Source organism: Pandoraea commovens (genome assembly GCF_902459615.1).
GTDB classification, from domain to species: domain Bacteria; phylum Pseudomonadota; class Gammaproteobacteria; order Burkholderiales; family Burkholderiaceae; genus Pandoraea; species Pandoraea commovens.
Genome location: NZ_CABPSA010000003.1, coordinates 201,926 through 225,512, shown reverse-complemented (window position 1 = coordinate 225,512; position 23,587 = coordinate 201,926). Strand labels below are relative to the sequence as shown.

Sequence of the window (23,587 nt, the reverse complement as noted above, 5' to 3'; positions counted from 1 at the left end):
GATCAGCATTATGGTCTAGTTTGAAGGTAATTCGAAGCCGATACTGCGTTCACTTCCTAACTCAGTGGAGCAACATCATGGCAACGAACTTTCAAGGCAAGGTGGCTTTCGTGACGGGCGGCTCGCGCGGTATCGGCGCGGCTGTCGTGCAGCGACTCGCCGACGACGGCGCTGCGGTCGCCTTTACGTATCACGGCTCGAAGGAGGCTGCCGAAGTGCTGGCTGCGCGCATTCAGGCCGCCGGCGGCCGGGCGATTGCCCTTCAGGCGGACGTCGCAGACCCCGAAACGCTCACGCGTGCGGTGAACGAGGCGGCACGTCAACTCGGCAAGATCGACATTCTGGTGAACAACGCCGGTGTCTTCTCCACGGGCAACATCGCCGACCTGGCGCTCGACGAGTTCGATCGCATGCTCAACATCAACGTGCGAGCCGTCTTCGTCGCGTCGAAGGCAGCGCTCGCGCACATGGGCGACGGCGGCCGCATCATCAACATCGGCTCGTGCAATGCCGAGCGCATTCCGTTCCCCGGTTTCGCCACGTACGCGATGAGCAAGTCGGCGCTCGTCGGTCTCGTGAAGGGCATGGCGCGTGACCTCGGCCCGCGTGGGATCACCGTCAACAACGTACAGCCGGGACCGACCAACACCGACATGAACCCGGCCGCTGGCGATCATGCGGGCAGCATGCACGACGTGATGGCGATCAAGCGTCATGCGCACCCGGCAGAGATCGCAGCGATGGTGGCGTATGTCGCCAGCGAAGACGCCGGTTTTGTGACGGGCGCGAGCCTGACCATCGACGGCGGTTTCAACGCCTGACGATCGGGACACGCGAGGCAAGCCAACTGGGAGACGTCGGATTTTCACGTCTCTCGTTGGCGCGTCGTAAGCGTAAGAAATGCAACGGACTTCGGGGCTTCGGAGGCGGTCGTAAGGGCTGCGAAGACATGTTGTCCCGAAGGGGAGTCGCTTCGAACGCCGCGTCACTGCGGGCTTCGGTGAACGTCACCCGCAAGTCGGCCATCGTGGGAATGTCGACGTCAACGTATTACCGCCGTAACGCGACGTAAGCTGGCTCACCGTCGTACGTAAACTCACGCGCCGAACGTCGATCTAGACTGCGCGCATGAAGGTCGTTCACCTCTCCCACACACCGGTAGCGGGCAGTCCGGGCAATATCGTCGCGGCACTGAACCGGCACACCGACATCGCGGCGCGGCATGTTGTCTACAACGCTGCGGCGTATGCATCGCGCACGTTCGCCGTCGATCTCGACTGGCAGTGTCAGCGTGAGGAAGCGCTCGACGTCCTCGCCGAAGCGGACGTCATCCATATTCATCAGATTTTCCCGATGGAAACGACGTTCGGCGCGGATCTGCTCACGCGCTTCGGCAACAAGAAGCTGATCCGTCAGTTTCACTCTGCGCCCGAGCTTTGGTCTCGCGACGATGCTTCGATGCGCGAGCGCATCGTCAACGACCCGCTCCCCCAACTCGTGATTGCGCAGGGGCCGGAGCGCTTCTACCCGTTCGCTCGCGTTGTGCCCAACATCGTGCCGCTCGACGACGCACGTTATCTGCCACATCCCGAATGCGCGGGCGAGACGGGGCGGCCGGTGGTCGTGTTCTCGCCAAGCGGGCGCTCGTCCGGATGGCGCAAACGCTGGGAGACGAAGGGGGCGCCGCAGACATTGCGTCTGCTGCGAAAACTCGAACGTCGCGGGCTGTGTGAAGTCCGGCTGATCACCGGCACACCGCACGACGAGTGTTTGCGAATCAAGCAGCGTGCCGCGATTGCGCTCGACGAATGCGTGACGGGCAACTATCACCTCTCCGGGCTCGAAGCGTTATCGCAAGGCAAGCCCACGCTGGGACATCTCGACAATCGCGTGCAATCCCAATTACGGCGTCTCACGGGGGCGTGCGATTTGCCCTGGGTCGACGTGCCGCTCGAAGCGGCTGAGGCACCGCTGGTGGCGTTGCTGACGAATGCGGCGTTGCGCGCGGAGATCGGTGCGGCGTCGCGCAAGTGGATGGAAACCTACTATCACGACGCCACCCTGGTCGGGCACTACCGTCAGGCCTATCTCGATCTGTTCGAAGCCCCCGGGCGTTTCGGCGAGCGCCGCATCGACGATGCTGCGCAATGGCTCGGCGTCGCACTGCCGAATCTGCGCTGGCGCGCGCGTCGCAATGCGAATGCGTTCTGGCGCGGGCTGTGGGAAACATGGCATGGGCGCTGAACGGTGACTGACGAATACTCCGTCGCTGCTTCTTCGCGTCCTCGTCGCTTCCTCGTCACTCAGAGAACAATTCGAACAGCAGCGTACGCATCCACTGACTTGCCGGTTCGCGGTGATACCGCGCGTGCCAGAACAGATTGATCTGCACGTCGGGAATGTCGAGGGGATGGTCGACGTAACGCAAGCCGAAGTGTTGCGCGCTGCGCTGCGCGAACTTCTCCGTCACGGTGGCGATGAGGTCGGTGGCATGAAGAATGTCGGCCAGCGCGACGAAGTGGGGCACGCGTAGCCGTATGTTGCGTTGCACGTGAGCGCGTGCCATGAACTCGTCGACCTGTCCGTGGCCGGTGCCTGCGGCTACCACCATCACTTGTTCGGAGCGCTCGAAGTCTTCGCGCGTCATGCGTGCCGTCGAAGTCTTCCTCGATCGTGCAGACGTCGTCACGCGATCGAGCGGATGCCCGGGGCGAAACATGCACACGTACTTCTGCCGGAACAGACGCCGCTGAAAGAACTCTGCCGAGAGATCCGGCAGATGCCCGACGGCCAGATCCACCTGACCCGCCGCCATCTCCTCACGCAAGTTCACCGCCGTGTTGCGCACCGTGCTGACCGTAATGCCTGGTGCGCGCTCCCCTAAGGCGTGCATCAGCTTCGGCAGGAAATGCACCTCGCCGATGTCCGTCATCGCAATCTGAAACGCACGCTGGCTCGTGGCGGGATCGAAGGCCAGTTGACGGTTGAACACACCATGCAGCGCGTCGAGGGCCGCCGCTACCGGTTCGGCCAGCTCGGTGGCCATCGGCGTGGGCAGCATGCCCCGCGAGGTGCGGATGAAAAGCTCGTCATTGAACAACTTACGCAGACGGGCAAGCGAATTACTGACGGCCGGTTGCGTCACGCCGAGGGCTTCGGCGACGCGGGACACGCGTCGTGCGTTGTAGAGGTGCTGGAAAACTACCAGCAGGTTCAGATCGACGGTATGCAAGTCCATAGCGAGTCCGTATCGAGTCCGTAGCGGGTCCATATGCGTCTTCCCGACGCGAGGCGCCGACGTCAGCAAAATCACTGAAATTTATAGGGCATATAAACAAGATTCTATTGGTTTATATCGATCGTTGCGCGATGCTTCTTGCAAACGGCGTCTTAACGCCATCAGCGGTGCCCGGAAGGCACCGTCAGAACGGAGACAATCCCCATGCAAGTTCACGTGCAGCCGCTTGGCGAGCGAGTTGACGTCGCCTCGGGCGACAACCTTCTCAAAGTCCTGACCGATCGCAATATTCCGGTGTCGTACAGTTGCCTGTCCGGCCGTTGCGGAACATGCCGGTGCCGTGTGGTGTCGGGGGACGTGCGTGAGGCGCAAGGCGTTGAGTATCGTCACCATGACGAAGGGCATTCGAACGAACGCTACGTGCTCGCTTGCCAGTCGACCCTCCACGGCGATTGCGAAATCGAGTTGCCCGCGCTGGACGAAGTCGTGGTGCATCCGGCGAAAATTCTCAAGGCGACGGTGCTGGCCATCGAGTCGCTGACCCACGATATCAAACGTCTGGTGCTCAAGCCCGCTAAGCCGCTTAGCTTCTCGCCGGGGCAATACGCCACGCTGCAATTCACACCGGCACACATCCGTCCGTATTCGATGGCCGGGCTCGAAGCCGACGACACGCTCGAATTCCACATCCGCCGCGTGCCCGGCGGCGCTGTCACCGGTTACGTCGACGAGCAACTGAAGGTGGGCGACGCGGTGCGCGTGTCCGGCCCGCTGGGTACATCGTATTTGCGTACGCGTCACGACGGCCCGATGCTCTGCGTCGCGGGCGGCACCGGTCTGGCGCCCGTCTTGTCGATCGTGCGCGGCGCGTTGGCCAGCGGCATGACCAATCCCATCGAGATCTATGTCGGCGCGCGCTCGGCCGAGGACGTCTATGGGCTCGCGTGGTTGCGCGATCTCGCGGCGCGTCACGACGGCATTCGCTTGCACGTCGTGACGACGGTGGCGGCCTCATCTGCGTCTGGCGCGCACGAACGCGCCGCGCCGCAATACCGCACTGGCCACGTGACCGACGCGCTTGCCGCCGATTTTGCCGCCCCCGAATCCCTTGTCGGCTGGCGCGCCTATCTGTGCGGTGCCCCGCCGATGGTCGACGCGGCGACGCGTCTGCTTCGCCAGCGCGGCATCGACAGTGCCCACATCTACGCCGACGCGTTTTACGCAAAGGCCGCGTGAATTCCGCTTTCACCGCCTTCACCGCTTCTCTGCATTCCCCGCATCCCTCAGGAGACGAACGTGACGACAACACCCCAGACCGGATTCGATCCGGCGCCTTGTGCCGATCATGATGCGGCCGGGCCCGCGCCGGCGATCCCGGCGACCTCGGATATCTGGCCTACCGAGGGCTCCAGCCGCATCCCGTTTCGGGTCTACACCGACGAACAACTGCACCGGCGAGAACTGGAGCAGTGCTTTTACCGCCAGCACTGGAACTACGTCGGATTGGAAGCCGAAGTGCCGAATCCGGGTGACTTCAAGCGCACGGTGATCGGCGAGCGCTCCGTCATCGTGACGCGCGACGCGAGCGGCGAGATCAATGGGGTTGAAAACGTATGTGCGCATCGAGGCATGAAGTTCTGCCGGGAGAAGCGCGGTAACCGCACCGATTTCCACTGCCCGTACCACCAGTGGAACTACGACCTGAAGGGCAACCTGCAAGGCGTACCGTTCCGACGCGGCGTGAAGCAGGACGGCAAGGTCCACGGCGGCATGCCGAAGGATTTCCGGCCGGAGGATCACGGACTCACGAAACTGAAGGTCGCCACGCGTGGCGGGGTGATCTTCGCGTCGTTCGATCACGACGTCGAATCGCTGGAGGACTTCCTGGGGCCGGACATCTGTGCGTACTTCGACCGGCTGTTCGACGGACGCAAGCTCAAAATTCTCGGCTACAACAAGCAACGCATTCCGGGTAACTGGAAGCTGATGCAGGAGAACATCAAGGATCCGTATCACCCGGGGTTGCTGCATACGTGGTTCGTCACCTTCGGCCTCTGGCGTGCCGACAACAAGTCGCGGCTGGTGATGGACGCGCATGGGCGTCACGCCGCGATGGTTTCCACGCGCGGACAGGGCGGGGGCGGTGAGGTGACGTCCGGGGTGTCGAGCTTCAAGGAGTCGATGGCGCTCAACGACATGCGCTTTCTCGACATCGTGCAGGAAGACTGGTGGAAGGGGCCGACGGCGGTCCTCATGACGCTGTTTCCCAGCGTCATCCTTCAACAGCAGGTCAATTCGGTGTCCACGCGTCATATCCAGCCGCGCGGCCACAACGCGTTCGACTTCGTGTGGACGCACTTCGGATTCGAAGACGACACCGAGGAAATGACCCAGCGGCGTCTGCGTCAGGCCAATCTGTTCGGCCCGGCGGGGTTCGTCTCTGCCGACGACGGCGAAGCCATCGAGTGCTCGCAGGAGGGGTTCGCGCAAAAGCCGTGGCACCGGGTGCTGGCGGAGTTGGGCGGCACGGGCGTGGAAAACACCGAACACATGGTCACGGAAACGCTGATTCGCGGCATGTACGCCTACTGGCGTCGTGTGATGGGCGTCTGACGATATCTGGGGAGACGATTCGATGGTGGATTTTGCAACGTTTCAGGCCGTGGTCGAGCTCAATGCAGCCTACGCGGCGGCGCTCGACGCGCAGCAGTGGGACGCCTGGCCCGAGTTCTTTCTGGACGAATGCGTCTATCGCATTCAGCCGCGCGAGAACTTCGATATGGGCCTGCCGCTCGCCACGCTCTCGTTCGAGAGCAAAGGCATGCTGCGCGACCGCATCTACGGCATTCGCGACACGCTGTTTCACGACCCGTACTACCAGCGTCACGTGATCGGGCTGCCCTCGATTCATGCGCAGGACATCGACACCCTGCACGTCGAGGCGAACTATGCCGTGTTTCGCACGAAGCCCGACCAGCTCACGGACATCCTGTCGGTCGGGCGGTATCTGGACATCGTGAAACGCACGGACGACGGCTGGAAGTTTGCGTCGCGGCAATGCATTTTCGACAGCGAGATGATTCCCAACTCGCTCATTTATCCGATCTGATACGGCTGACAGGACTGACAAGAGGACATCATGAGCGGCAACTGGATTGAGGCGGCGTCGCGCGACGCGATCCCCGAGGACGATGTGGTCGGCGTGGTCGTCGGCGGACGGGACATCGCGCTGTATGGCGTGGACGGCGACGTGTTCGCCACGGACAACGTGTGCACGCACGGCAATGCACGGTTGTGCGACGGTTTCCTAGAGGGGCACGAGATCGAGTGCCCGTTGCATCAGGGAAAATTCGACGTGCGTACGGGCGCAGCCATGTGCGCGCCGCTGACCGAAGGGGTCAGAACCTACCCGATCCGCATCGAGGCCGGAAAGGTCTACGTCGATCTGGGTTGACGTCCCCGGCACCCGGTCGCTTCGGGCGCCGACTTTAGGGGAAAATGTCCAAACGGGCCGCCTATCGGGCGGCCCGTGGCATTTGTGGGGCGCGTATCGCCTTGGCGGGCGGGCATGGGCAGGGGGTGGCTGCCCTCAGGCAGAGGTACGAACAAGAGGTACGAATAAAACGAACCGGTCGATTCAAAAAACTCAACGATGTGCCGGGCGATGCATCGAATGAACCGTCCTTTTGTCGCAAGCGGCGCTTTGGAATTCGTTAAAAGACTATTTGTTGCCGACACTCAACGTGCGTCATTTCTGTGCAGCGGCGGCGCAGACGACTGCGTAGGATTACTTAGTCAATTCAGGTAATTGCGTAATTGATTTCCGCAATTCGAGATAGGTAAGGAGTATTTTAATAACGGAGTGGAATGTTGCGATGAATATAGTTTTATAAGGGATTAATCGCAGTTTAATACCGTAAAGATTTGCCGGTGGAGCGGAAAGTTGCGTGCGATTTGCATGCAAAAACGGATCCAAAATATATGAACGTTTCGCATGCATTGTTGCGGTGCAATAAAAAACCCGGCCGAAGCCGGGTTTCTAATGCTGCGAACTGCCTGGCTCAGTTCGGAGCCGTGATGTTCGAAGCCTGCTTGCCCTTCGGGCCTTGGACGACCTCGAACTGAACCTTCTGACCTTCCTTCAGGGTCTTGAATCCATTCATCTGGATCGCCGAGAAGTGAGCGAACAGATCTTCGCCACCTTCGTCCGGCGTGATGAAACCAAAACCCTTGGCATCGTTAAACCATTTGACCGTACCGGTTGCCATACAAACTTCCCCTAAACAATTACGACTACTACATATCACCGCAACAACGAGCACATCTGAAAAACCCGCCGGCTGGCGGCGGCTTCTTAGGCTCACCCAGGCATCTTTTCTTTTAAACCACTTATAGAGGAAAAGCGCCAGTTCGATTGTTTTCGCTAACTACCAATAGTGTCAAGCCCTTTTTGAACGATAGAAGTTACGTTCGATCAGGTTTTACCCTTATATCTTGGAGGGTATAAGGCGTGCGGAGACACGCCCTTGAAATTTGGGTTAAGCTGACTCATATGGGTGTGGCACCCCCGGTGGTCGGGGCTGCAGCGCCTTGCTGGACAACGCACGCGCTGATCGACGAGTGTTGGCATGCCGGTGGACGACCGGACGGCAGGCGGCATTGGGGCTCCGATGGCTTCCTGCACCCGAGAGTTGTTTAGAATCCACGTATGGCAACCTTACCGACAACGCATGACGACACCGTACAGGAGCGGCAAGAGCAACAGCTCAAGCCGCCGTCCATGTACAAGGTGGTACTGTTGAACGACGATTTCACCCCGATGGAGTTCGTGGTGATGGTCATTCAGGAATATTTTAATAAGGACCGGGAATCTGCCACGCAGATCATGCTCAAGGTTCATCGCGAGGGCAGGGGAGTTTGTGGGGTCTTTACGCGCGACGTCGCGGCGACCAAAGTTGAGCAAGTTGTTAGCCATGCAAGGCAGTCCGGGCACCCGCTGCAGTGCGTGATGGAGGAAGCATGATTGCCCAGGAATTGGAAGTCAGCCTGCACATGGCGTTTATGGAAGCGCGCCAGGCACGACACGAATTCATCACGGTCGAGCACCTGTTGCTCGCCCTGTTGGATAACCCGACTGCAGCCGAAGTGTTGCGCGCCTGCGCGGCCAATCTCGACGATTTGCGACAGAACCTGCGCAACTTCATCGCAGATAACACGCCGACGGTGCCGGGCAGCGACGAGGTCGACACACAGCCCACGCTCGGTTTCCAGCGCGTGATTCAACGCGCCATCATGCACGTTCAGTCCACTTCCAACGGCAAGAAGGAAGTGACGGGCGCGAATGTGCTGGTCGCCATTTTCGGTGAGAAGGACTCCCACGCGGTCTACTACCTGCAACAGCAGGGCGTGACGCGTCTGGACGTCGTCAACTTTATCTCTCACGGCATTACCAAGACCGGCGCGTCCGGCGAGTCGGCCAAGGCTGGCGAAGGTAGTGCCGAAGGGGAAGAGGGCGCCAACGCCAAGGAAAGCCCGCTCGCTCAGTACACCCAGAACCTGAACCAGATGGCGCGCGACGGCAAGATCGATCCGCTCATCGGCCGGGAATCGGAAGTCGAGCGCGTGGTGCAGGTGCTGTGCCGCCGTCGCAAGAACAATCCGCTGCTCGTGGGTGAAGCCGGTGTTGGCAAGACGGCAATTGCCGAAGGCCTCGCCTGGCGCGTCACGCGCGGCGAAGTGCCCGAGATTCTGCAGGACGCCACCGTGTACTCGCTGGACATGGGCGCGCTGCTCGCGGGCACCAAGTATCGCGGCGACTTCGAGCAACGTCTGAAGGCGGTGCTGAAGGAACTCAAGGAGCGCAACAACGCGATCCTGTTCATCGACGAAATTCATACGCTGATTGGCGCAGGTGCTGCGTCGGGCGGCACGCTCGATGCGTCTAACCTGCTCAAGCCTGCGCTCTCCTCGGGGCAGCTCAAGTGCATCGGGGCTACGACCTTTACCGAGTATCGCGGCATCTTCGAGAAGGACGCTGCGCTGTCGCGTCGTTTCCAGAAGATCGACGTGAACGAGCCGACCGTCGAGCAGACGGTGCAGATTCTGCGCGGCCTGAAGTCGCGTTTCGAAGAGCACCACGGCGTGAAGTATTCGTCGAGCGCACTGTCGGCTGCGGCTGAGTTGTCGGCCAAGTTCATTACCGACCGTCACCTGCCGGACAAGGCCATCGACGTGATCGACGAAGCAGGCGCTGCGCAGCGGATCCTGCCGAAGTCGAAGCAAAAGAAGACCATCGGCAAGGGCGAGATCGAGGAAATCGTCTCGAAGATTGCGCGCATTCCGGCGCAAAGCGTGTCGGCAGACGACCGCGGCAAGCTTCAGACGCTCGATCGTGATCTGAAGAGCGTGGTGTTCGGGCAAGACCCGGCCATCGACGCACTGTCCGCTGCGATCAAGATGTCGCGTGCCGGTCTGGGCAAGACGGACAAGCCGATCGGCGCGTTCCTGTTCTCGGGTCCGACCGGTGTCGGCAAGACGGAAGTTGCCAAGCAACTCGCGTTCACGCTGGGCATCGAGCTGATCCGCTTCGATATGTCGGAGTACATGGAACGCCACGCGGTGAGCCGTCTGATTGGCGCGCCGCCGGGATACGTGGGCTTCGATCAAGGTGGTTTGCTGACGGAAGCCGTTACGAAGAAGCCGCATTGCGTACTGTTGCTCGACGAAATCGAGAAGGCGCATCCGGATATCTTCAACGTGCTGCTTCAGGTCATGGACCACGGCACGCTGACGGACAACAACGGTCGCAAGGCCGACTTCCGCAACGTCATCATCATCATGACGACGAACGCGGGGGCCGAGACGATCAACCGTGCGAGCATCGGCTTCACGAACGAGCGTCAGGCCGGTGACGAGATGGCCGACATCAAGCGCATGTTCACGCCGGAGTTCCGCAACCGTCTGGACTCGATCATCAGCTTCAAGCCGCTCGACGAACAGATTATCCTGCGCGTGGTCGACAAGTTCCTCATCCAGCTGGAAGACCAGCTGCACGAGAAGAAGGTCGAGGTCGTCTTCACCGACAAGCTGCGCGCGTATCTGTCGAAGAAGGGCTTCGATCCGCTCATGGGCGCGCGGCCGATGCAGCGTCTGATTCAGGACACGATCCGTCGTGCGCTGGCAGACGAGCTGCTGTTCGGGCGCCTGACGAGCGGAGGCCGTGTGACCGTCGATCTCGACGAGCACGATCAGGTGCAGCTGTCCTTCCCGCAAGACGGCAACACCAAGGCTCAGCCGGAAGCTGCCGAAGTCGAGTAATCGACTCGACACTGTCGCAAAAAAAAGCGCCGCGAAATGCGGCGCTTTTCTTTTGTCCGTCGTCCGCGTGGTGTGTGAGCGAACTTCGGCGTCGTTACTACAGTGTCGTTACTGCTTACCGGTACTGCCGAAGCCACCGGCGCCGCGATCGCTTTCCGGGAATTCGTCGACGATGTTGAACTCGGCTTGCACGACCGGCACGATCACCAGTTGTGCCAGACGCTCGAACGGGTTCAGCACGAACGGCTCGTTGCCGCGATTCCACGTCGAGACCATCAACTGGCCCTGATAGTCCGAGTCGATCAGGCCGACCAGATTGCCCAGCACGATGCCGTGCTTATGGCCGAGACCGGAGCGCGGCAGAATCAGGGCGGCGTAGCCCGGATCGGCCAGATGGACGGCCAGACCCGTCGGCACGAGCACGGTCTGGCCCGGGGCGATAGTCATGGGTGCGTCGAGGCACGCACGCAAATCGAGGCCGGCGCTGCCCGGCGTGGCATAGGCGGGCAACTGCGTGCGCAGGCGTTCGTCGAGGATCTTGACGTCGAGTTTCATGGCGTATGGCGGTGAATTAAAGCGAGTGAATCAAAAATTTTCCGGGCGAGGATGGCGCAAATCGTCAGGTCCGATCAGTCATCGGCACGCAGCGAAAACGCCTGCGCCAGCAGTTCGTGCGAACGCAGACGGGCGCGATAGCTGCCAGCGACCGTCAGCACGGTGATTTCGTCGGCTTCGAACTGCTCCTGCAACTCCAGCACACGTTCGGTCACGCGCTCCGGGGTGCCGATGATACTACGTGGCTTCTCCCGGGCGATCACGGACAGTTCCCGCTCCCGGTATTGCAGCTTGGCCTGCGCACCCTGATCGAGGCTCGGGATGGGTTCGTTCATGCCGTACGCCATCTGCACGCGACGCAAATCCACGCCCGCTTCCAGCGCCTCGGCTTGCGCATCCGTGTCCGCGCAGATGATGAACAACGCGACCGAGCAGTAGGGCTTGTCGAGCTGGCCCGGCGTGAAGCGTTCGCGATAGGCCTGCGTCACGCGATGGCCGTAATGGGCATTGATGAAGTGCGCGAAGCAGTAGCGCAGGCCGAGTTGTGCGGCGAGCAATCCGCCGAACTCGCTGGAGCCGAGTACCCACAATTCGGGGCGCGTTTGCACGGCCGGTTGCAGCAGCACGCCACGGTACGGGTGATCGTCGGCCAGCGTGTCGCCGAAGAGTCCCGCCAGCTCGGCGACTTGTTGCGGGAAGTGTTCGCCTGCATCGTACGGCCCCTTGGCGACGGCGCGCGCGGTGCGCATGTCGCCCCCCGGCGCGCGCCCCACCCCGAGGTCGATGCGATTCGGAAACAGCGCTTCGAGCATCAGAAATTGCTCGGCGAGCTTGAACGGGCTGTAGTAGGGCAGCATCACGCCGCCCGAGCCCACGCGCAGACGCTTCGTCACGCTCGCCAGCCGGGCGATCATGACTTCCGGCGCGGGGTTGGCCACGCCGCGCAGGCCGTGGTGCTCGGCGCACCAGTAGCGCGTGTAGCCGAGATCGTCGGCGGCTTGCGCCAGTTCGACGGTGGCGGCGATGGCGTCGGCCACACTGTGGCCGTGGATGACCGGTGTCTGATCGAGCACCGACAGTTTGATACGTGCAGTGGGTTGCGTCACGAGTGGGTCGCTCCGATCAGTGAGCGCTGCCGGCGGACGAATCCACCGGGGCGGCACCGGGGCCTGCATGCGGCAGGCGCGCAATCATCAGAATGGCGACGATGCCGCCAACGGCACCGCAAAGGAAGATCGAGGCGTAGCCGAAGAAGTTGGCGACGAGACCGGCCATCGGTCCGATCAGGCCGAGCGCGAGATCGAAGAACGCCGAGTACGCGGCCAGCGCTGCGCCGCGGTTCTGCGGCGGCACCGAACGCAGCGCCTCCACACCGAGTGCCGGAAACACCAGCGAGAAGCCCATCCCCGTGAGCGCTGCGCCCGCGAGCGCCATATGCGGATTGACGGCGCCCCACAGCAGGAACTGACCGATGGCGCTGAAGACGAGCGAGCACATGGCGACGCGGCGTCCGCCGAAACGGTCGACTGCGTGCGAGAGCAGAATCCGCATCGCGATGAACGTGCCGCTATAGAGCGTGAGTGCGAACGCTGCGCCCGACCAGCCGTGGCTCGCATAGAACAGCGTAATGAACGCTGCAATGACAGCGTAGCCGATGCTGCCGAGCGTCATCGCGAGACCCGGACGCCACACCAGCCCGACCACCTTGAAGAACGATAGACGGGTGCCGCCGACCGGAGCCGCAGCGGGCAGGCGCAGCGCAATAGCGAACGCCACGGCAGGCAGGCCGATGTTGACCAGCGAAACGACGGTGAAGCCCGCCGCTTGCAGCAAATACGCACCAAACGGTGCACCCACGGCGAGCGCGGTGTACATCGACACGCCTTGCCACGAAATCGCTTTGCTCGCGTGCGCTGCGCCGAGCAGGCCGATGCCCCACGACATGCCGCCCGTGAGCAGCAGGCTCTCGCCGAAGCCGAGCACGACGCGTCCCGCCAGCAGCACGCCCAGCGCCAGCGAGGGGTTCGGCACCATGGAGGCGATGAGGTACAGCACACCGGCCGCTGCGCAGCCGCACAGGCCGGTCAGCACAGCATTGCGCGGGCCGCGCGTGTCGACGGTGCGTCCGGCATAGGAGCGCAGCAGGAGCGTGACGACCGACTGGATACCGATCGTCACGCCGACCACGAACGAGCCGAAGCCCAGCGTTTCGTGGACGTACACCGGCAGCACGGGTAGCGGCATGCCGATGGTCATGAAGCCGAAGAACATGATCGCGGCGAGCATGCTCAGTGTCCCGTAGACACTGAAGGCTGGCCGCGAGGAGGAAGGAGGTTGCGTCATCTGATGGTTATCGTGTGCGATGCCCGAGAGCCCGGGTACTGATGGCGGCAGGTCGTGGGGCGCGTAATGCCATCGCAGGTCGTCGCAGGTTGCCGCCGCGCCTGCCAGTCTGTCAGCGTCGCCGGACAACGACAATGACAGACGGACTGGCTGTAGGGGTATTGGGACGGGGGATCAGTGCGGCGACGGCAGCCGCGCGGCGATTTCGATGATCAGGCTGCGGGCGAGCGCTTGCTTGTCGGCACGCGGCAAACGCTTCTGTCCCGCTTCGTCGAACAGAATGACTTCGTTGTCATCCTGCCCGAACGTGGCCGGGCCGAGATTGCCCACAAGCAATGGCACCTGTTTGCGCTGGCGCTTCTGCGCACCGTGCTTTTCGAGATCGCCCGACTCGGCCGCAAAGCCCACGCAAAACGGCGGCTTCGGCAATTGCGCCACGGCGGCGAGAATGTCCGGGTTCTGGACGAATTCGAGTGTCGGGACGTCGGCGTCGCCCGTCTTCTTGATCTTGTCGTGCGCGACGTCGCGCACGCGCCAGTCAGCCACGGCGGCCACCGCGATGAAGATGTCGTTACGCGAAACATCGGCCATCACGGCGTCATACATCTGTTGCGCCGTCTGGACGTTGCTGCGCGTCACGCCGTAGGGCGTCGCGAGCGAGGTCGGTCCGGCTACGAGATGCACATCCGCACCCGCCTGCGCGGCGGCGCGCGCGAGGGCGAACCCCATCTTGCCGCTGGAGCGATTCGTGAGTCCGCGCACCGGATCGATCGGCTCGAAGGTCGGGCCTGCGGTGATGAGCACGCGGCGTCCCGCGAGACGCTTCGGCTGGAAGAAGCCAGCGAGTGCTTCGTACAGGTCTTCCGGTTCGAGCATGCGCCCGTCGCCGATTTCGCCGCAGGCCTGATCGCCGCTGCCCGGGCCGAGGATCGCGATGCCGTCGCCGCGCAGCGTTGCCGCGTTGCGTTGTGTGGCCGGATTGGCCCACATCTGACGGTTCATCGCGGGTGCTACCAACAGCGGGCAATCGCGCGCCACACACAACGTGGAGAGCAGATCGTCGGCCATGCCGTGCGCGAGCTTGGCGAGGAAGTCAGTGGAAGCGGGGGCAATGAGAATGGCGTCGGCCTCACGCGAGAGGTCGATGTGCGCCATGTTGTTGTCGATGCGGTTGTCCCATTGACTGGTGAACACCGGGCGGCCCGAGAGCGCCTGCATCGTGAGCGGGGTGATGAATTGCGTGGCGGCTTCGGTCATCACGACCTGCACCGTGGCACCGGCCTTGATGAGCAGCCGCGTAAGTTCTGCCGACTTGTAGCAGGCGATGCCGCCCGTCAGGCCGAGCACGATGGTCTTGCCAGCCAGTTCACCACGTTCCATAAGAAATGCCTCCTCCAAAGTGCCGCGCGGCGCCTCCAGGGCGCCGCGACGGTGTTTGCTGCTTACCGATCCGTCACATCGGCTGCACGCCGTGGACGCATCGTGCCGCAGATCGCTGCGGCCCGGTTCTGCTGCGCTACTTGCCGCGCCGCACGCGTCGCAACTCGTCGATCACCAGCAGCACTGCGCCCACGCAAATGGCCGAGTCGGCCACGTTGAACGCCGGCCAGTGCCAGCCGCCGACGTGAAAGTCCAGAAAGTCGATCACATGGCCGTAGACCACCCGATCGATCACGTTGCCCAGCGCGCCACCGAGAATCATCGACAACGACAGGCAGAACATCTTCTGACCGTTATGACGCTTGAGCAACACCACGATGACCGTCGCAGCCACGATGCCGAGCAGCGTGAAGAACCAGCGCTGCCAGCCACCGGCAGCCGCCAGGAAGTTGAACGCTGCGCCCTTGTTGTACACCAGCACGAGATTGAAGAACGAGGTCAGCGGGCGGAATTCGCCGTACTGGAACGTCTTCAGAATCGTGAGTTTGGTGACCTGATCGATCAGGATCGCAATGACCGCGATGCCCAGCCACGGCGCCAGTCCGAGGGACGCGCCGCTACCGGCGTTGCTGCCACCACCACGCTTCGCGCCCGTACGGGCGCCTGCTTTGCTTGCCATTATGCCGCGCTCCGGTGTTCGCCGCTGCCGAAGAGATTCGACACGCAACGTCCGCAAAGGGTCGGGTGAGCGGCGTCTGCGCCCACGTCTTCACGATAGTGCCAGCAGCGCTCGCACTTCTGATGCGTCGACGGCGTGACGACCACACCTTCCTCGGCTTCCGATGCGACTTGCGAGACCTTCGCGGCCGACGTGATCAGCACGAAACGCAGGTCGTCGCCGAGGCTGGCCAGCACGTCGTACTTGCGACCCGAGACGCGTACGTCCACTTCGGCTTGCAGCGACGAGCCGATCTGCTCGGCGGCGCGCGCTTCTTCCAACGCCTTGGTGACGTCGCCGCGCACCGTGCGCAGCAGATGCCACTTCTCGAGCAGACGCGTGCCTTGCGCGACTTCCGGATAAGCGTAGTACGTTTCCGTGAAGATCGTGTCGTTGCCCGGCTGGAACACCTGCCACGCTTCTTCTGCCGTGAACGACAGGAACGGGGCCATCATCTTCAGCAGGCCGTGCGTGATGTGATACAGCGCGTTCTGCGCGGCGCGGCGTGCCGGGGCGTCCGGCGCGCTCGTGTACAGACGATCCTTGAGGATGTCGAGGTAGAAGCCGCCGAGGTCTTCGGAGCAGAACGTCTGGAGCTTGGACACGACCGGGTGGAACTCGTAACGGTCGTAGTGGCCGAGCACTTCGGTTTGCAGCGATTGCGACAGCGCCACGGCGTAACGGTCGATTTCCAGCCACTGATCCACCGGCATGGCGTGCTTCGCGTGGTCGTAGTCGGCCAGGTTCGCGAGCAGGAAGCGCAGCGTGTTGCGGATACGGCGATAGCCTTCCGTCACGCGCTTGAGGATCTCGTCCGAGATCGACAACTCGCCCGAGTAGTCGGTCGAGGCCACCCACAGGCGGATGATTTCGGCGCCAAGCTTGTCGGCCACTTCCTGCGGCACGATCGTGTTGCCGATCGACTTCGACATCTTGCGGCCCTGACCGTCGACGGTGAAGCCGTGCGTGAGCAGCGCCTTGTAAGGCGGACGGCCGTCGAGCATCGACGCGGTCAGCAGCGACGAATGGAACCAGCCGCGATGCTGATCCGAGCCTTCCAGATACAGATCGGCCGGGAAGCCCAGCTCATGGGCATGCGAGCCGCGCAGCACGTGCCAGTGCGTGGTGCCCGAGTCGAACCACACGTCGAGCGTGTCGCGGTTCTTCACGTAATCCTTGGCTTCGTCGCCGAGCAGCTCGACCGGGTCGAGCGTCTGCCAGGCTTCGATGCCTTCGGTTTCCACACGCTTGGCCACGGCTTCGAGCAGCTCGGGCGTGCGCGGGTGCAGGGCACCGGTTTCCTTGTGGACGAAGAACGCCATCGGCACGCCCCATTGGCGCTGACGCGAGAGCGTCCAGTCCGGGCGGTGCGCGATCATGTTGTGCAGACGTTGCTTACCCCACGACGGGAAGAACTCCGTCGCTTCGATACCGGCGAGCGCGATCTCGCGCAGCGTCTGGCCGTTACCCGGCGCGCCGTCGACCGGCTTCACGTCCATGCCCGCAAACCACTGGTTCGTCGCGCGATAGATGATCGGCGACTTGTGGCGCCAGCAGTGCATGTAGCTGTGCGTGTACTTGAACGAATGGAACAGCGTGCCCGCGTCGCGCAGTGCGTCGACGATCTGCGGGTTGGCGTCCCAGATCGACTGACCGCCGAACAGCGGCAGGCTGTCCTGATAGCGGCCGTCACCCAGCACCGGCATGCGGATTTCCGAATCCGGCATGTCGTGCGCCTTGCACGACACGAAGTCTTCCACGCCGTAGGCCGGCGCCGAGTGGACGATACCGGTACCGGTATCGGTCGTCACGTAGTCGCCGAGGTAGACCGGCGAGGTGCGGTCGTAACCGGCATCTGCTGTGGCGAGCGGGTGACGGAAGCGGATCAGCGAGAGCGCTTCACCCTTCGCGCGCGCGACGATCTCGCCGTGCAGGCCGTACGTCTTCAGGCACTCTTCGACGCGATCGGTCGCGAGGATCAGCAGGCCGCGCTCCGTCGAGACGAGGGCGTACTCCACTTCCGGATGGACGTTGAGCGCCTGATTCGACGGGATGGTCCACGGGGTCGTCGTCCAGATGACGATGAACCCGTCTTCGCGCGGCAGCTTCGGCAGACCGAAGGCCTTGGCGACCTTTTCCGGTTCGGCGAAGGCGAAGCCCACGTCGATGGCCAGATCGGTCTTGTCCTTGTACTCGACTTCCGCTTCGGCCAGCGCCGAGCCGCAGTCGAAGCACCAGTTCACCGGCTTCAGACCGCGATACACATAGCCGTTCTTCAGGATCTGCGCGAGCGCACGAAGCTCACCGGCTTCGTTCGCGAAGTTCATGGTCTTGTACGGATTGTCCCAGTCGCCAAGCACGCCCAGGCGCTCGAAGTCGGCCTTTTGGCGCTCGATCTGCACGGCAGCGTACGCACGCGCCTTTTCCTGCACTTCGCGCACCGGCAGGTGCTTGCCGAACTGCTTTTCGATCTGGATTTCGATGGGCATGCCGTGGCAGTCCCAACCCGGCACGTAGGCGGCGTCGAAGCCCGCGAGGCTGCGCGCCTTGACGATCATGTCTTTGAGGATCTTGTTGACCGCGTGACCGATGTGGATGTCGCCGTTCGCATACGGCGGGCCGTCGTGCAGGATGAACTTCGGACGGCCTTTGCTGGCTTTGCGGATCTTGTCGTAGATCTTCTTTTCCTGCCATTGCTTGACCCACAGCGGCTCGCGCTTGGGCAGGTCGCCACGCATCGGGAACGGCGTGTCCAGCAGGTTGACGGGGTATTTGCTCGGGGCTTTCTTTTCGCTCATGGATGCAACGCTATCGAATTTTGGGTATCGGATGTAGGGCGCTCGCGCCGGTGGCGTTGCCGGGGCCTTGCTGACCTTGTGGGCCATGAAGGGCGGCGTCCGGGCAGGTGCCAGAGACGGCTGCGGGCCGCGCGCGAGGCGCAGGGCGCCGGCGCACGCGGGCGAAGATCAACTAATTCGGTCGGTCGCCGTGGTGGCGAAGTCGCGTCGTACGCTCGGGCCATTGGCGTCGAGCGCATGGGCGAAATAGGCACGGGCTTCGCGCGTGTCCTGCGCAATGGCGGCTTCGAGTTCGGCCAGTCCGTCGAATTTCGCTTCGTCACGCAGTTTCTGCAAAAATTCCACGCGCACCAGTTTGCCGTAGCAATCGCCCACGAAGTCGAGCAGATGCACTTCGAGCAGCACGCGACCGGAATCGTCCACGGTCGGTCGCAGGCCCAGGCTCGCCACGGCGGGCAGCGGTTTGTCCGCCAGACCGTGTACCTGAACGACGAAGATGCCCGAGAGGGCCGGGTGCTTGTGCGCGATGCGCAGATTGAGCGTCGGGAAGCCCAGCTTGCGGCCGAGCTTCATGCCGTGCACGACGTGACCGGTGATCGCGTACGGACGACCGAGCAGCGCGTGGGCGCGCTCGAAGTTGCCGTCGGCGAGCGCCGCACGCACTTCCGAGCTGGAAATGCGCACGCCGTCGTGTGCGATGGTCGGCATTTGTTCGACGACGAAGTCGAAGCGACGGCCAGCGTCGCGCAAGTATTCGATGTCGCCCGCGCGCTTCGCGCCGAAGCGGAAATCGTCTCCCACCAGCAGCCAGCGCGTGTGCAGGCCGTCGACGATGATGTTGCGCACGAAGTCTTCGGGCGACTGTCCGGCGAAATGGGCGTTGAAGTGTTCCACCACGAGACGGTCGACGCCGTGCGAGCGCAGCGCTTCGAACTTGTCGCGCAGATTGGAGATGCGGGCAGGCGCCCGGTCGGGCATGAAGTATTCGCGGGGATGCGGCTCGAACGTCATCACGCACACCGGCAAGCCGCGCGCAGCCGCCGCCGCGCGCACGCGCGCGAGCAGTGCCTGGTGGCCCAGATGCACGCCGTCGAAATTGCCGATCGTCAGCACGCAGGGCGCTTTGCTTTGCGCGTTGGGTAGACCCCGGAAGACTCGCACGATAAGGAAGCGTCTACAGGACGTTGAATGATGAAATAGCCGCGCGGCGTGGCTGGGAGGGTCTGGCGGCCTGTCGCGCCCGGGGACAACCGGTCGACACAGGGCGCTCGAACCGACATTGCGGCGCCGCAGAACGTTGAATTATAAACGCTTCGGGGCCATCGCGGCGCGGATCGCGCTGTCTGGTGCGCCGCGCCAATGATAAAATCCGGCGATGAAGAACATTGTCATCCTGATTTCCGGACGAGGCAGCAACATGCAGGCCATCGTCCGGGCCTGTACCGCAGAAGGCTGGCCGGCCCGCGTGGCCGCCATCATCGCTAATCGTCCCGACGCCGAAGGCCTGGCATTTGCCCAGGAAAACGGCATTCCCACGGCCGTGGTCCCGAGCCGCGACAAGACCCGCGAAGATTTCGACGCCGAGCTGGCCGCCGAGATCGACCGCCACCAGCCCGATCTGGTTGTGCTTGCCGGGTTCATGCGCATTCTCACGCCGGCATTCACCGGTCGCTACGCCGGACGTCTCATCAACATCCATCCGTCGCTGTTGCCCGCGTTCCCGGGGCTGCAAACGCACGCCCGTGCACTGGAAGCCGGCTGCAAGATCGTCGGTGCAACGGTGCATTTCGTGACGGCCGAGCTGGACCACGGTCCGTACGTGCTGCAAACCGCCTTGCCCGTGCGCGACGGCGACACGCCCGAGACACTGGCAGAGCGCATTCTGCCCCTGGAGCACATAATTTACCCGCGCGCCGTGCGCTGGTTCGTGGAAGACCGTCTGGTCATCGCCGAGGGTCGCGTCACGCTGACCCCACGTGCAGACGGCACTTCCGATTCACAAGATTCGCAATGGCTTTTTGGTGAGGACGCATGAGCACCCGCCCGACCCAGCGCCGCGATGGCGCCAAACAATCCGGTCACCGCTCAGGCGGCCGTTCCTCCGATAGCCGTCAGTCGTCCAAGGGTAGCAGTGGCGGCAATGGTGGCAATGGCGAGCGCCAGGAGCGCTACGTCCGTCCCGACAAGTACGACCGCACGCGCTACGAGCGCCGTCCGGACGCCCCGGTCGGTGGCACCGGCATGCGCGGCGAGCGCCTGCCCCCGGCGCTTTTCGAACACACGCAGCGCCTGCTCGGCAGCGTGCTGACGTTCACCGGTCCTGCCGACACGCTGGTCAGCACGTACTTCCGCGCTAACGACAAGCTGGGCCACCGCGAGCGCGGTGTGCTGGCGGAGACGGTCTTCGCCATCCTGCGTCGCAAGCTTGAATTCGGTCAGCATGCCGTGAGCGGCACGGGCTCGCAGGAGCGCCGTCTGGCACTGCTCGGACTGGCCTTCACGCGCGGCATCGCGTCGGTCGAACTGGTCGCCACACCCGAAGAAGCTACTTGGCTCGAACACGTCGGTCAGATCGATCCGGCCAGCCTCGCGCCGCGAGTGCGCACTAACTTGCCTGCGTGGCTGTACGACCGTCTGGCCGCGCGTTTCGACGCCACCGAACTGGAAGCCCTCGCCGCTGCGCTGAACCAGCCGGCGCCGCTGGACTGTCGTGTGAACCTGATCAAGGCGAACCGCGACGACGTGCTGGCCGGCCTGCGCGAGAGTGGCTTCTCGGCCGAGCCGACCCCGATGGCACCTAACGGCATTCGTCTGGCGGGCAAGCCTGCGTTGCAGAAGCATCCGTTGTTCATGTCCGGTGCCATCGAAGTGCAGGACGAAGGCAGTCAGTTGCTGTGCCAACTGGTCGCACCGCGTCGTGGTGAGATGATCGTCGACTTCTGCGCGGGGGCGGGCGGCAAGACGCTCGCCATCGGCGCGGCCATGCGCTCGACCGGGCGTCTGTATGCGTTCGACGTGTCGGAGAAGCGTCTGGCCAAGCTCAAGCCGCGTCTGGCGCGTAGCGGCCTGTCGAACGTCTATCCGGTGATGATCGACAGCGAGAACGACAGCAAGATCAAGCGTCTGGCGGGCAAGATCGACCGCGTGCTGGTCGACGCACCGTGCAGCGGGCTCGGCACGCTGCGTCGCAATCCGGATCTGAAGTGGCGTCAGTCGCCGCAGTCGGTCGAAGAACTCACGCAGAAGCAGACGTCCATCCTCGCGAGCGCCGCGCGCCTCGTGAAGCCGGGCGGCCGCCTCGTGTACGCGACGTGCAGTGTGCTGACCGAAGAGAACAGCGCGATTGCCGAGGCGTTCCTCGCTGCGCATCCGGACTTCGTGCTGCTCCCGGCGAACGAATTGCTGGCGGCGCAGAAAATCGGACTCGACACGGGCAAGTACCTCGAATTGCTGCCGCACCGCAACGCGACCGACGGCTTTTTCGCCGCCGTGTTCGAGCGTCGTCCGGCTGCCAAGGCTTCAGTCGTGCCGTCAGCTAATATCGACGAATAACAAGAAGAGATAGAAGGATATGGCGATGCAGGAAAGTCCGGCTTTCGCGCGGTTGGTGCGGGATGTCGTTCGCGACTTCGGCGATCCGCAGATCATCTGGCAGATCGTCGCCCTCGTGGGCGCGCTCGCCGTCGCCCTTCTGTTGCGTCGCTGGATGATCGGTCGCCTCGACCGCCATTTCGAGCGCGTCGCACCTGCACGCCGCGCGGGCTCGTCGAGCCTGCGCCGCTCGTTCTTCCCGATGTTCGGCTGGATGTGCGTGGCGCTCACGCGCGTGGTGCTTCAGGAATACACGCACGTCTCGCTGCTGATGCTCGCGGAAGTCCCGTTATTCGGCACTGCGCTCATCTATCTCGCGTTCTACTTCGCCCGCAGGCTGTTCGCCTCGTCGCCCCATGCTTCTGGGCTGCTCAAGGTGTTCGAGCGGGTGTTCACGACGCTCGCCTGGTTCTCGATGCTCGCCTACGTGCTGGGTGTGCACGACGACATCCTCAAGTGGCTCGCCGGCGTGAAGTTCGCGGTCGGCTCAAGCCATCTGACGTTGCTCTCGATGCTGTCCGGCCTGCTCTGGATCGGCGTGACGCTGGTGCTGGCGATGTGGGTCGGCTCGCTGATCGAAGACCGGATCATGCGCACGACCACGCTCGACGGCAACCTGAAGGTGGTGCTCTCGCGTGTGGTCAAGGGCCTGCTGACGCTGATCGCCGTGCTCGCGACGTTGTCGTTTGTCGGCATCGACATCACCGTGCTGGGCGTGTTCGGCGGCGCGCTTGGCGTGGGGTTAGGGTTCGGTTTGCAGAAGATCGCCTCGAACCTCGTGTCGGGCTTCATCATCCTGCTGGACCGGTCCGTGCGCATCGGCGACCTGATCACGGTGTCGACGTATCACGGCACCGTCTCGCAAATCAACACGCGGTACTCGGTCGTGCGCGGGCTTGATGGCGTGGAAGCGCTGGTGCCGAACGAGCAACTGGTGACGAACGTCGTGCAGAACCATTCGTTCACCGAGACCCGGGGACGCGCCAAAGTGAACGTGCAGGTCGCGTATAGCGCGGACGTCGAACTGGCGATGTCGCTCATGCTCAAGGCGGCCGAAGACATTCCTCGCGTGCTTGCGGATCCGCCCCCCTCGGCGCTGTTGCTGAACTTCGGTGCCGATGGGATGGATCTGGAAATGGGATTTTGGGTGCAGGATCCGGCGCAAGGCAGCGGCGCCATCCGCTCCACCATCAATTTGCGGATTTGGCGCACATTTCGTGAGCACGGTATTGAAATTCCGTATGCTCAGCGCGAAATACGTATCCTGAACGACTGGGCGGATGGGATTCCTGCGCAAGCCCCTCATCTGCCGGTCGATGGCCCCGTTTCGCCGGAGAGGGCGCGCGAATTGCCGGATTCGGCCAATGCGACGCCCCAAACGCCCTTGCCACAGGCGGATGACGCTGGAAAGACGGCCCGATAGACCCTTTTCCCTAAGCCGACGGGTTGACCTGCGACAAATTGCGTGGCTGCAAGGCGACACACGGGCAACGGTCCGTCGGGTAAAATGCGTCCCAAACCATAAAACCAGACGTTCACTGGCACGTTTACCGCCCATATCGCACCGGCATCCGCAACTTGCCGACCTCCAGCGAATCGAAGCGTCAAGCGAGCGCAAGAACGAGACCTGACGCGACGGCCTATGTC

The 23,587-nt window shown here is 63.0% G+C and carries 20 protein-coding genes; 11 read left to right on the top strand and 9 right to left on the bottom strand.

The window, feature by feature from the left end:
• Nucleotides 1-77: 77 nt before the first annotated feature.
• Together PCO31010_RS11345 and PCO31010_RS11340 are read left to right on the top strand one after the other, a co-directional pair.
• Nucleotides 78-821 carry an SDR family oxidoreductase gene (locus PCO31010_RS11345; protein ID WP_150664367.1) on the top strand — a complete coding sequence of 248 codons (744 nt, stop codon included), beginning with the start codon at nt 78-80 and terminating at the stop codon, nt 819-821.
• Between the two features lie 307 nt (nt 822-1,128).
• Nucleotides 1,129-2,244 carry a glycosyltransferase family protein gene (locus PCO31010_RS11340; RefSeq protein ID WP_150664366.1) on the top strand — a complete coding sequence of 372 codons (1,116 nt, stop codon included), beginning with the start codon at nt 1,129-1,131 and terminating at the stop codon, nt 2,242-2,244.
• A 55-nt stretch (nt 2,245-2,299) separates the two neighbouring features.
• On the opposite strand, the gene PCO31010_RS11335 is transcribed toward PCO31010_RS11340, so the two are convergent.
• Nucleotides 2,300-3,238 carry a LysR family transcriptional regulator gene (locus PCO31010_RS11335; RefSeq protein ID WP_150664365.1) on the bottom strand — a complete coding sequence of 313 codons (939 nt, stop codon included), beginning with the start codon at nt 3,236-3,238 and terminating at the stop codon, nt 2,300-2,302.
• Nucleotides 3,239-3,442: 204 nt separating this feature from the next.
• On the opposite strand from PCO31010_RS11335, the gene PCO31010_RS11330 reads away from it, so the two are divergent.
• From PCO31010_RS11330 to PCO31010_RS11315, 4 genes are all read left to right on the top strand, one after another.
• Nucleotides 3,443-4,474: a 2Fe-2S iron-sulfur cluster-binding protein gene (locus PCO31010_RS11330; protein WP_150664364.1), complete on the top strand. Its 1,032-nt coding sequence runs from the start codon at nt 3,443-3,445 to the stop codon at nt 4,472-4,474.
• 135 nt (nt 4,475-4,609) lie between these two features.
• Complete coding sequence (locus PCO31010_RS11325) at nt 4,610-5,851, top strand: aromatic ring-hydroxylating dioxygenase subunit alpha (RefSeq protein ID WP_150664585.1); 1,242 nt, start codon at nt 4,610-4,612, stop codon at nt 5,849-5,851.
• Nucleotides 5,852-5,873: 22 nt separating this feature from the next.
• Entirely contained in the window at nt 5,874-6,347 is a 474-nt protein-coding gene (locus PCO31010_RS11320) for an aromatic-ring-hydroxylating dioxygenase subunit beta (RefSeq protein ID WP_150664363.1), read from the top strand.
• A gap of 30 nt (nt 6,348-6,377) precedes the next feature.
• Nucleotides 6,378-6,692 (top strand): non-heme iron oxygenase ferredoxin subunit, encoded by a 315-nt coding sequence (locus tag PCO31010_RS11315; RefSeq protein WP_150664362.1) that lies wholly within the window; start codon nt 6,378-6,380, stop codon nt 6,690-6,692.
• Between the two features lie 607 nt (nt 6,693-7,299).
• Here PCO31010_RS11315 and cspD read toward each other — a convergent pair.
• Nucleotides 7,300-7,506 carry a cold shock domain-containing protein CspD gene (gene cspD / locus PCO31010_RS11310; RefSeq protein WP_039400870.1) on the bottom strand — a complete coding sequence of 69 codons (207 nt, stop codon included), beginning with the start codon at nt 7,504-7,506 and terminating at the stop codon, nt 7,300-7,302.
• A gap of 440 nt (nt 7,507-7,946) precedes the next feature.
• Between cspD and clpS the strand changes: the two genes are divergently transcribed.
• Both clpS and clpA read left to right on the top strand, forming a co-directional pair.
• On the top strand, nt 7,947-8,261 hold the full coding sequence (clpS, locus tag PCO31010_RS11305) for an ATP-dependent Clp protease adapter ClpS (RefSeq protein WP_010807118.1): 315 nt from the start codon (nt 7,947-7,949) through the stop codon (nt 8,259-8,261).
• Entirely contained in the window at nt 8,258-10,555 is a 2,298-nt protein-coding gene (clpA, locus tag PCO31010_RS11300) for an ATP-dependent Clp protease ATP-binding subunit ClpA (protein ID WP_150664361.1), read from the top strand. Before clpS ends, clpA begins: the two co-directional genes overlap by 4 nt.
• 108 nt (nt 10,556-10,663) lie before the next feature.
• Here the strand turns inward: clpA and dut are convergent, their stop codons facing one another.
• The 7 genes from dut to PCO31010_RS11265 all read right to left on the bottom strand — a co-directional run bounded on the left by dut (nt 10,664) and on the right by PCO31010_RS11265 (nt 19,510).
• Entirely contained in the window at nt 10,664-11,110 is a 447-nt protein-coding gene (dut, locus tag PCO31010_RS11295) for a dUTP diphosphatase (RefSeq protein WP_150576255.1), read from the bottom strand.
• Nucleotides 11,111-11,184: 74 nt separating this feature from the next.
• A complete protein-coding gene (locus tag PCO31010_RS11290; protein WP_246184557.1) occupies nt 11,185-12,216 on the bottom strand; it encodes an LLM class flavin-dependent oxidoreductase in 1,032 nt (343 codons plus the stop codon).
• Between the two features lie 16 nt (nt 12,217-12,232).
• On the bottom strand, nt 12,233-13,453 hold the full coding sequence (locus tag PCO31010_RS11285) for an MFS transporter (protein WP_150664360.1): 1,221 nt from the start codon (nt 13,451-13,453) through the stop codon (nt 12,233-12,235).
• A 174-nt stretch (nt 13,454-13,627) separates the two neighbouring features.
• A complete protein-coding gene (coaBC, locus tag PCO31010_RS11280) occupies nt 13,628-14,833 on the bottom strand; it encodes a bifunctional phosphopantothenoylcysteine decarboxylase/phosphopantothenate--cysteine ligase CoaBC (protein WP_150664359.1) in 1,206 nt (401 codons plus the stop codon).
• 136 nt (nt 14,834-14,969) lie between these two features.
• Nucleotides 14,970-15,512 (bottom strand): signal peptidase II, encoded by a 543-nt coding sequence (gene lspA, locus PCO31010_RS11275; protein WP_150664358.1) that lies wholly within the window; start codon nt 15,510-15,512, stop codon nt 14,970-14,972.
• Entirely contained in the window at nt 15,512-18,349 is a 2,838-nt protein-coding gene (gene ileS, locus PCO31010_RS11270; protein WP_150664357.1) for an isoleucine--tRNA ligase, read from the bottom strand. Before ileS ends, lspA begins: the two co-directional genes overlap by 1 nt.
• A 168-nt stretch (nt 18,350-18,517) precedes the next feature.
• Nucleotides 18,518-19,510, bottom strand: coding sequence for a bifunctional riboflavin kinase/FAD synthetase (locus PCO31010_RS11265; RefSeq protein WP_150664356.1), 993 nt, complete (start codon nt 19,508-19,510; stop codon nt 18,518-18,520).
• A 214-nt stretch (nt 19,511-19,724) separates the two neighbouring features.
• On the opposite strand from PCO31010_RS11265, the gene purN reads away from it, so the two are divergent.
• The 3 genes from purN to PCO31010_RS11250 all read left to right on the top strand — a co-directional run bounded on the left by purN (nt 19,725) and on the right by PCO31010_RS11250 (nt 23,363).
• Nucleotides 19,725-20,384, top strand: coding sequence for a phosphoribosylglycinamide formyltransferase (gene purN / locus PCO31010_RS11260; RefSeq protein WP_150664355.1), 660 nt, complete (start codon nt 19,725-19,727; stop codon nt 20,382-20,384).
• 206 nt (nt 20,385-20,590) lie between these two features.
• Nucleotides 20,591-21,901 (top strand): RsmB/NOP family class I SAM-dependent RNA methyltransferase, encoded by a 1,311-nt coding sequence (locus PCO31010_RS11255; protein ID WP_150664583.1) that lies wholly within the window; start codon nt 20,591-20,593, stop codon nt 21,899-21,901.
• A gap of 19 nt (nt 21,902-21,920) precedes the next feature.
• Complete coding sequence (locus PCO31010_RS11250) at nt 21,921-23,363, top strand: mechanosensitive ion channel family protein (protein ID WP_373275328.1); 1,443 nt, start codon at nt 21,921-21,923, stop codon at nt 23,361-23,363.
• The last annotated feature ends 224 nt before the right edge of the window (nt 23,364-23,587 follow it).

Coding starts and splice junctions, on each gene's coding strand:
- PCO31010_RS11345 (WP_150664367.1), top strand. CDS start 78: ATGGCAACGAACTTTCAAGGCAAGGTGGCTTTCGTGACGGGCGGCTCG.
- PCO31010_RS11340 (WP_150664366.1), top strand. CDS start 1,129: ATGAAGGTCGTTCACCTCTCCCACACACCGGTAGCGGGCAGTCCGGGC.
- PCO31010_RS11335 (WP_150664365.1), bottom strand. CDS start 3,238: ATGGACTTGCATACCGTCGATCTGAACCTGCTGGTAGTTTTCCAGCAC.
- PCO31010_RS11330 (WP_150664364.1), top strand. CDS start 3,443: ATGCAAGTTCACGTGCAGCCGCTTGGCGAGCGAGTTGACGTCGCCTCG.
- PCO31010_RS11320 (WP_150664363.1), top strand. CDS start 5,874: ATGGTGGATTTTGCAACGTTTCAGGCCGTGGTCGAGCTCAATGCAGCC.
- PCO31010_RS11315 (WP_150664362.1), top strand. CDS start 6,378: ATGAGCGGCAACTGGATTGAGGCGGCGTCGCGCGACGCGATCCCCGAG.
- cspD (WP_039400870.1), bottom strand. CDS start 7,506: ATGGCAACCGGTACGGTCAAATGGTTTAACGATGCCAAGGGTTTTGGT.
- clpS (WP_010807118.1), top strand. CDS start 7,947: ATGGCAACCTTACCGACAACGCATGACGACACCGTACAGGAGCGGCAA.
- clpA (WP_150664361.1), top strand. CDS start 8,258: ATGATTGCCCAGGAATTGGAAGTCAGCCTGCACATGGCGTTTATGGAA.
- dut (WP_150576255.1), bottom strand. CDS start 11,110: ATGAAACTCGACGTCAAGATCCTCGACGAACGCCTGCGCACGCAGTTG.
- PCO31010_RS11285 (WP_150664360.1), bottom strand. CDS start 13,453: ATGACGCAACCTCCTTCCTCCTCGCGGCCAGCCTTCAGTGTCTACGGG.
- coaBC (WP_150664359.1), bottom strand. CDS start 14,833: ATGGAACGTGGTGAACTGGCTGGCAAGACCATCGTGCTCGGCCTGACG.
- lspA (WP_150664358.1), bottom strand. CDS start 15,512: ATGGCAAGCAAAGCAGGCGCCCGTACGGGCGCGAAGCGTGGTGGTGGC.
- ileS (WP_150664357.1), bottom strand. CDS start 18,349: ATGAGCGAAAAGAAAGCCCCGAGCAAATACCCCGTCAACCTGCTGGAC.
- purN (WP_150664355.1), top strand. CDS start 19,725: ATGAAGAACATTGTCATCCTGATTTCCGGACGAGGCAGCAACATGCAG.
- PCO31010_RS11255 (WP_150664583.1), top strand. CDS start 20,591: ATGCGCGGCGAGCGCCTGCCCCCGGCGCTTTTCGAACACACGCAGCGC.
- PCO31010_RS11250 (WP_373275328.1), top strand. CDS start 21,921: ATGGCGATGCAGGAAAGTCCGGCTTTCGCGCGGTTGGTGCGGGATGTC.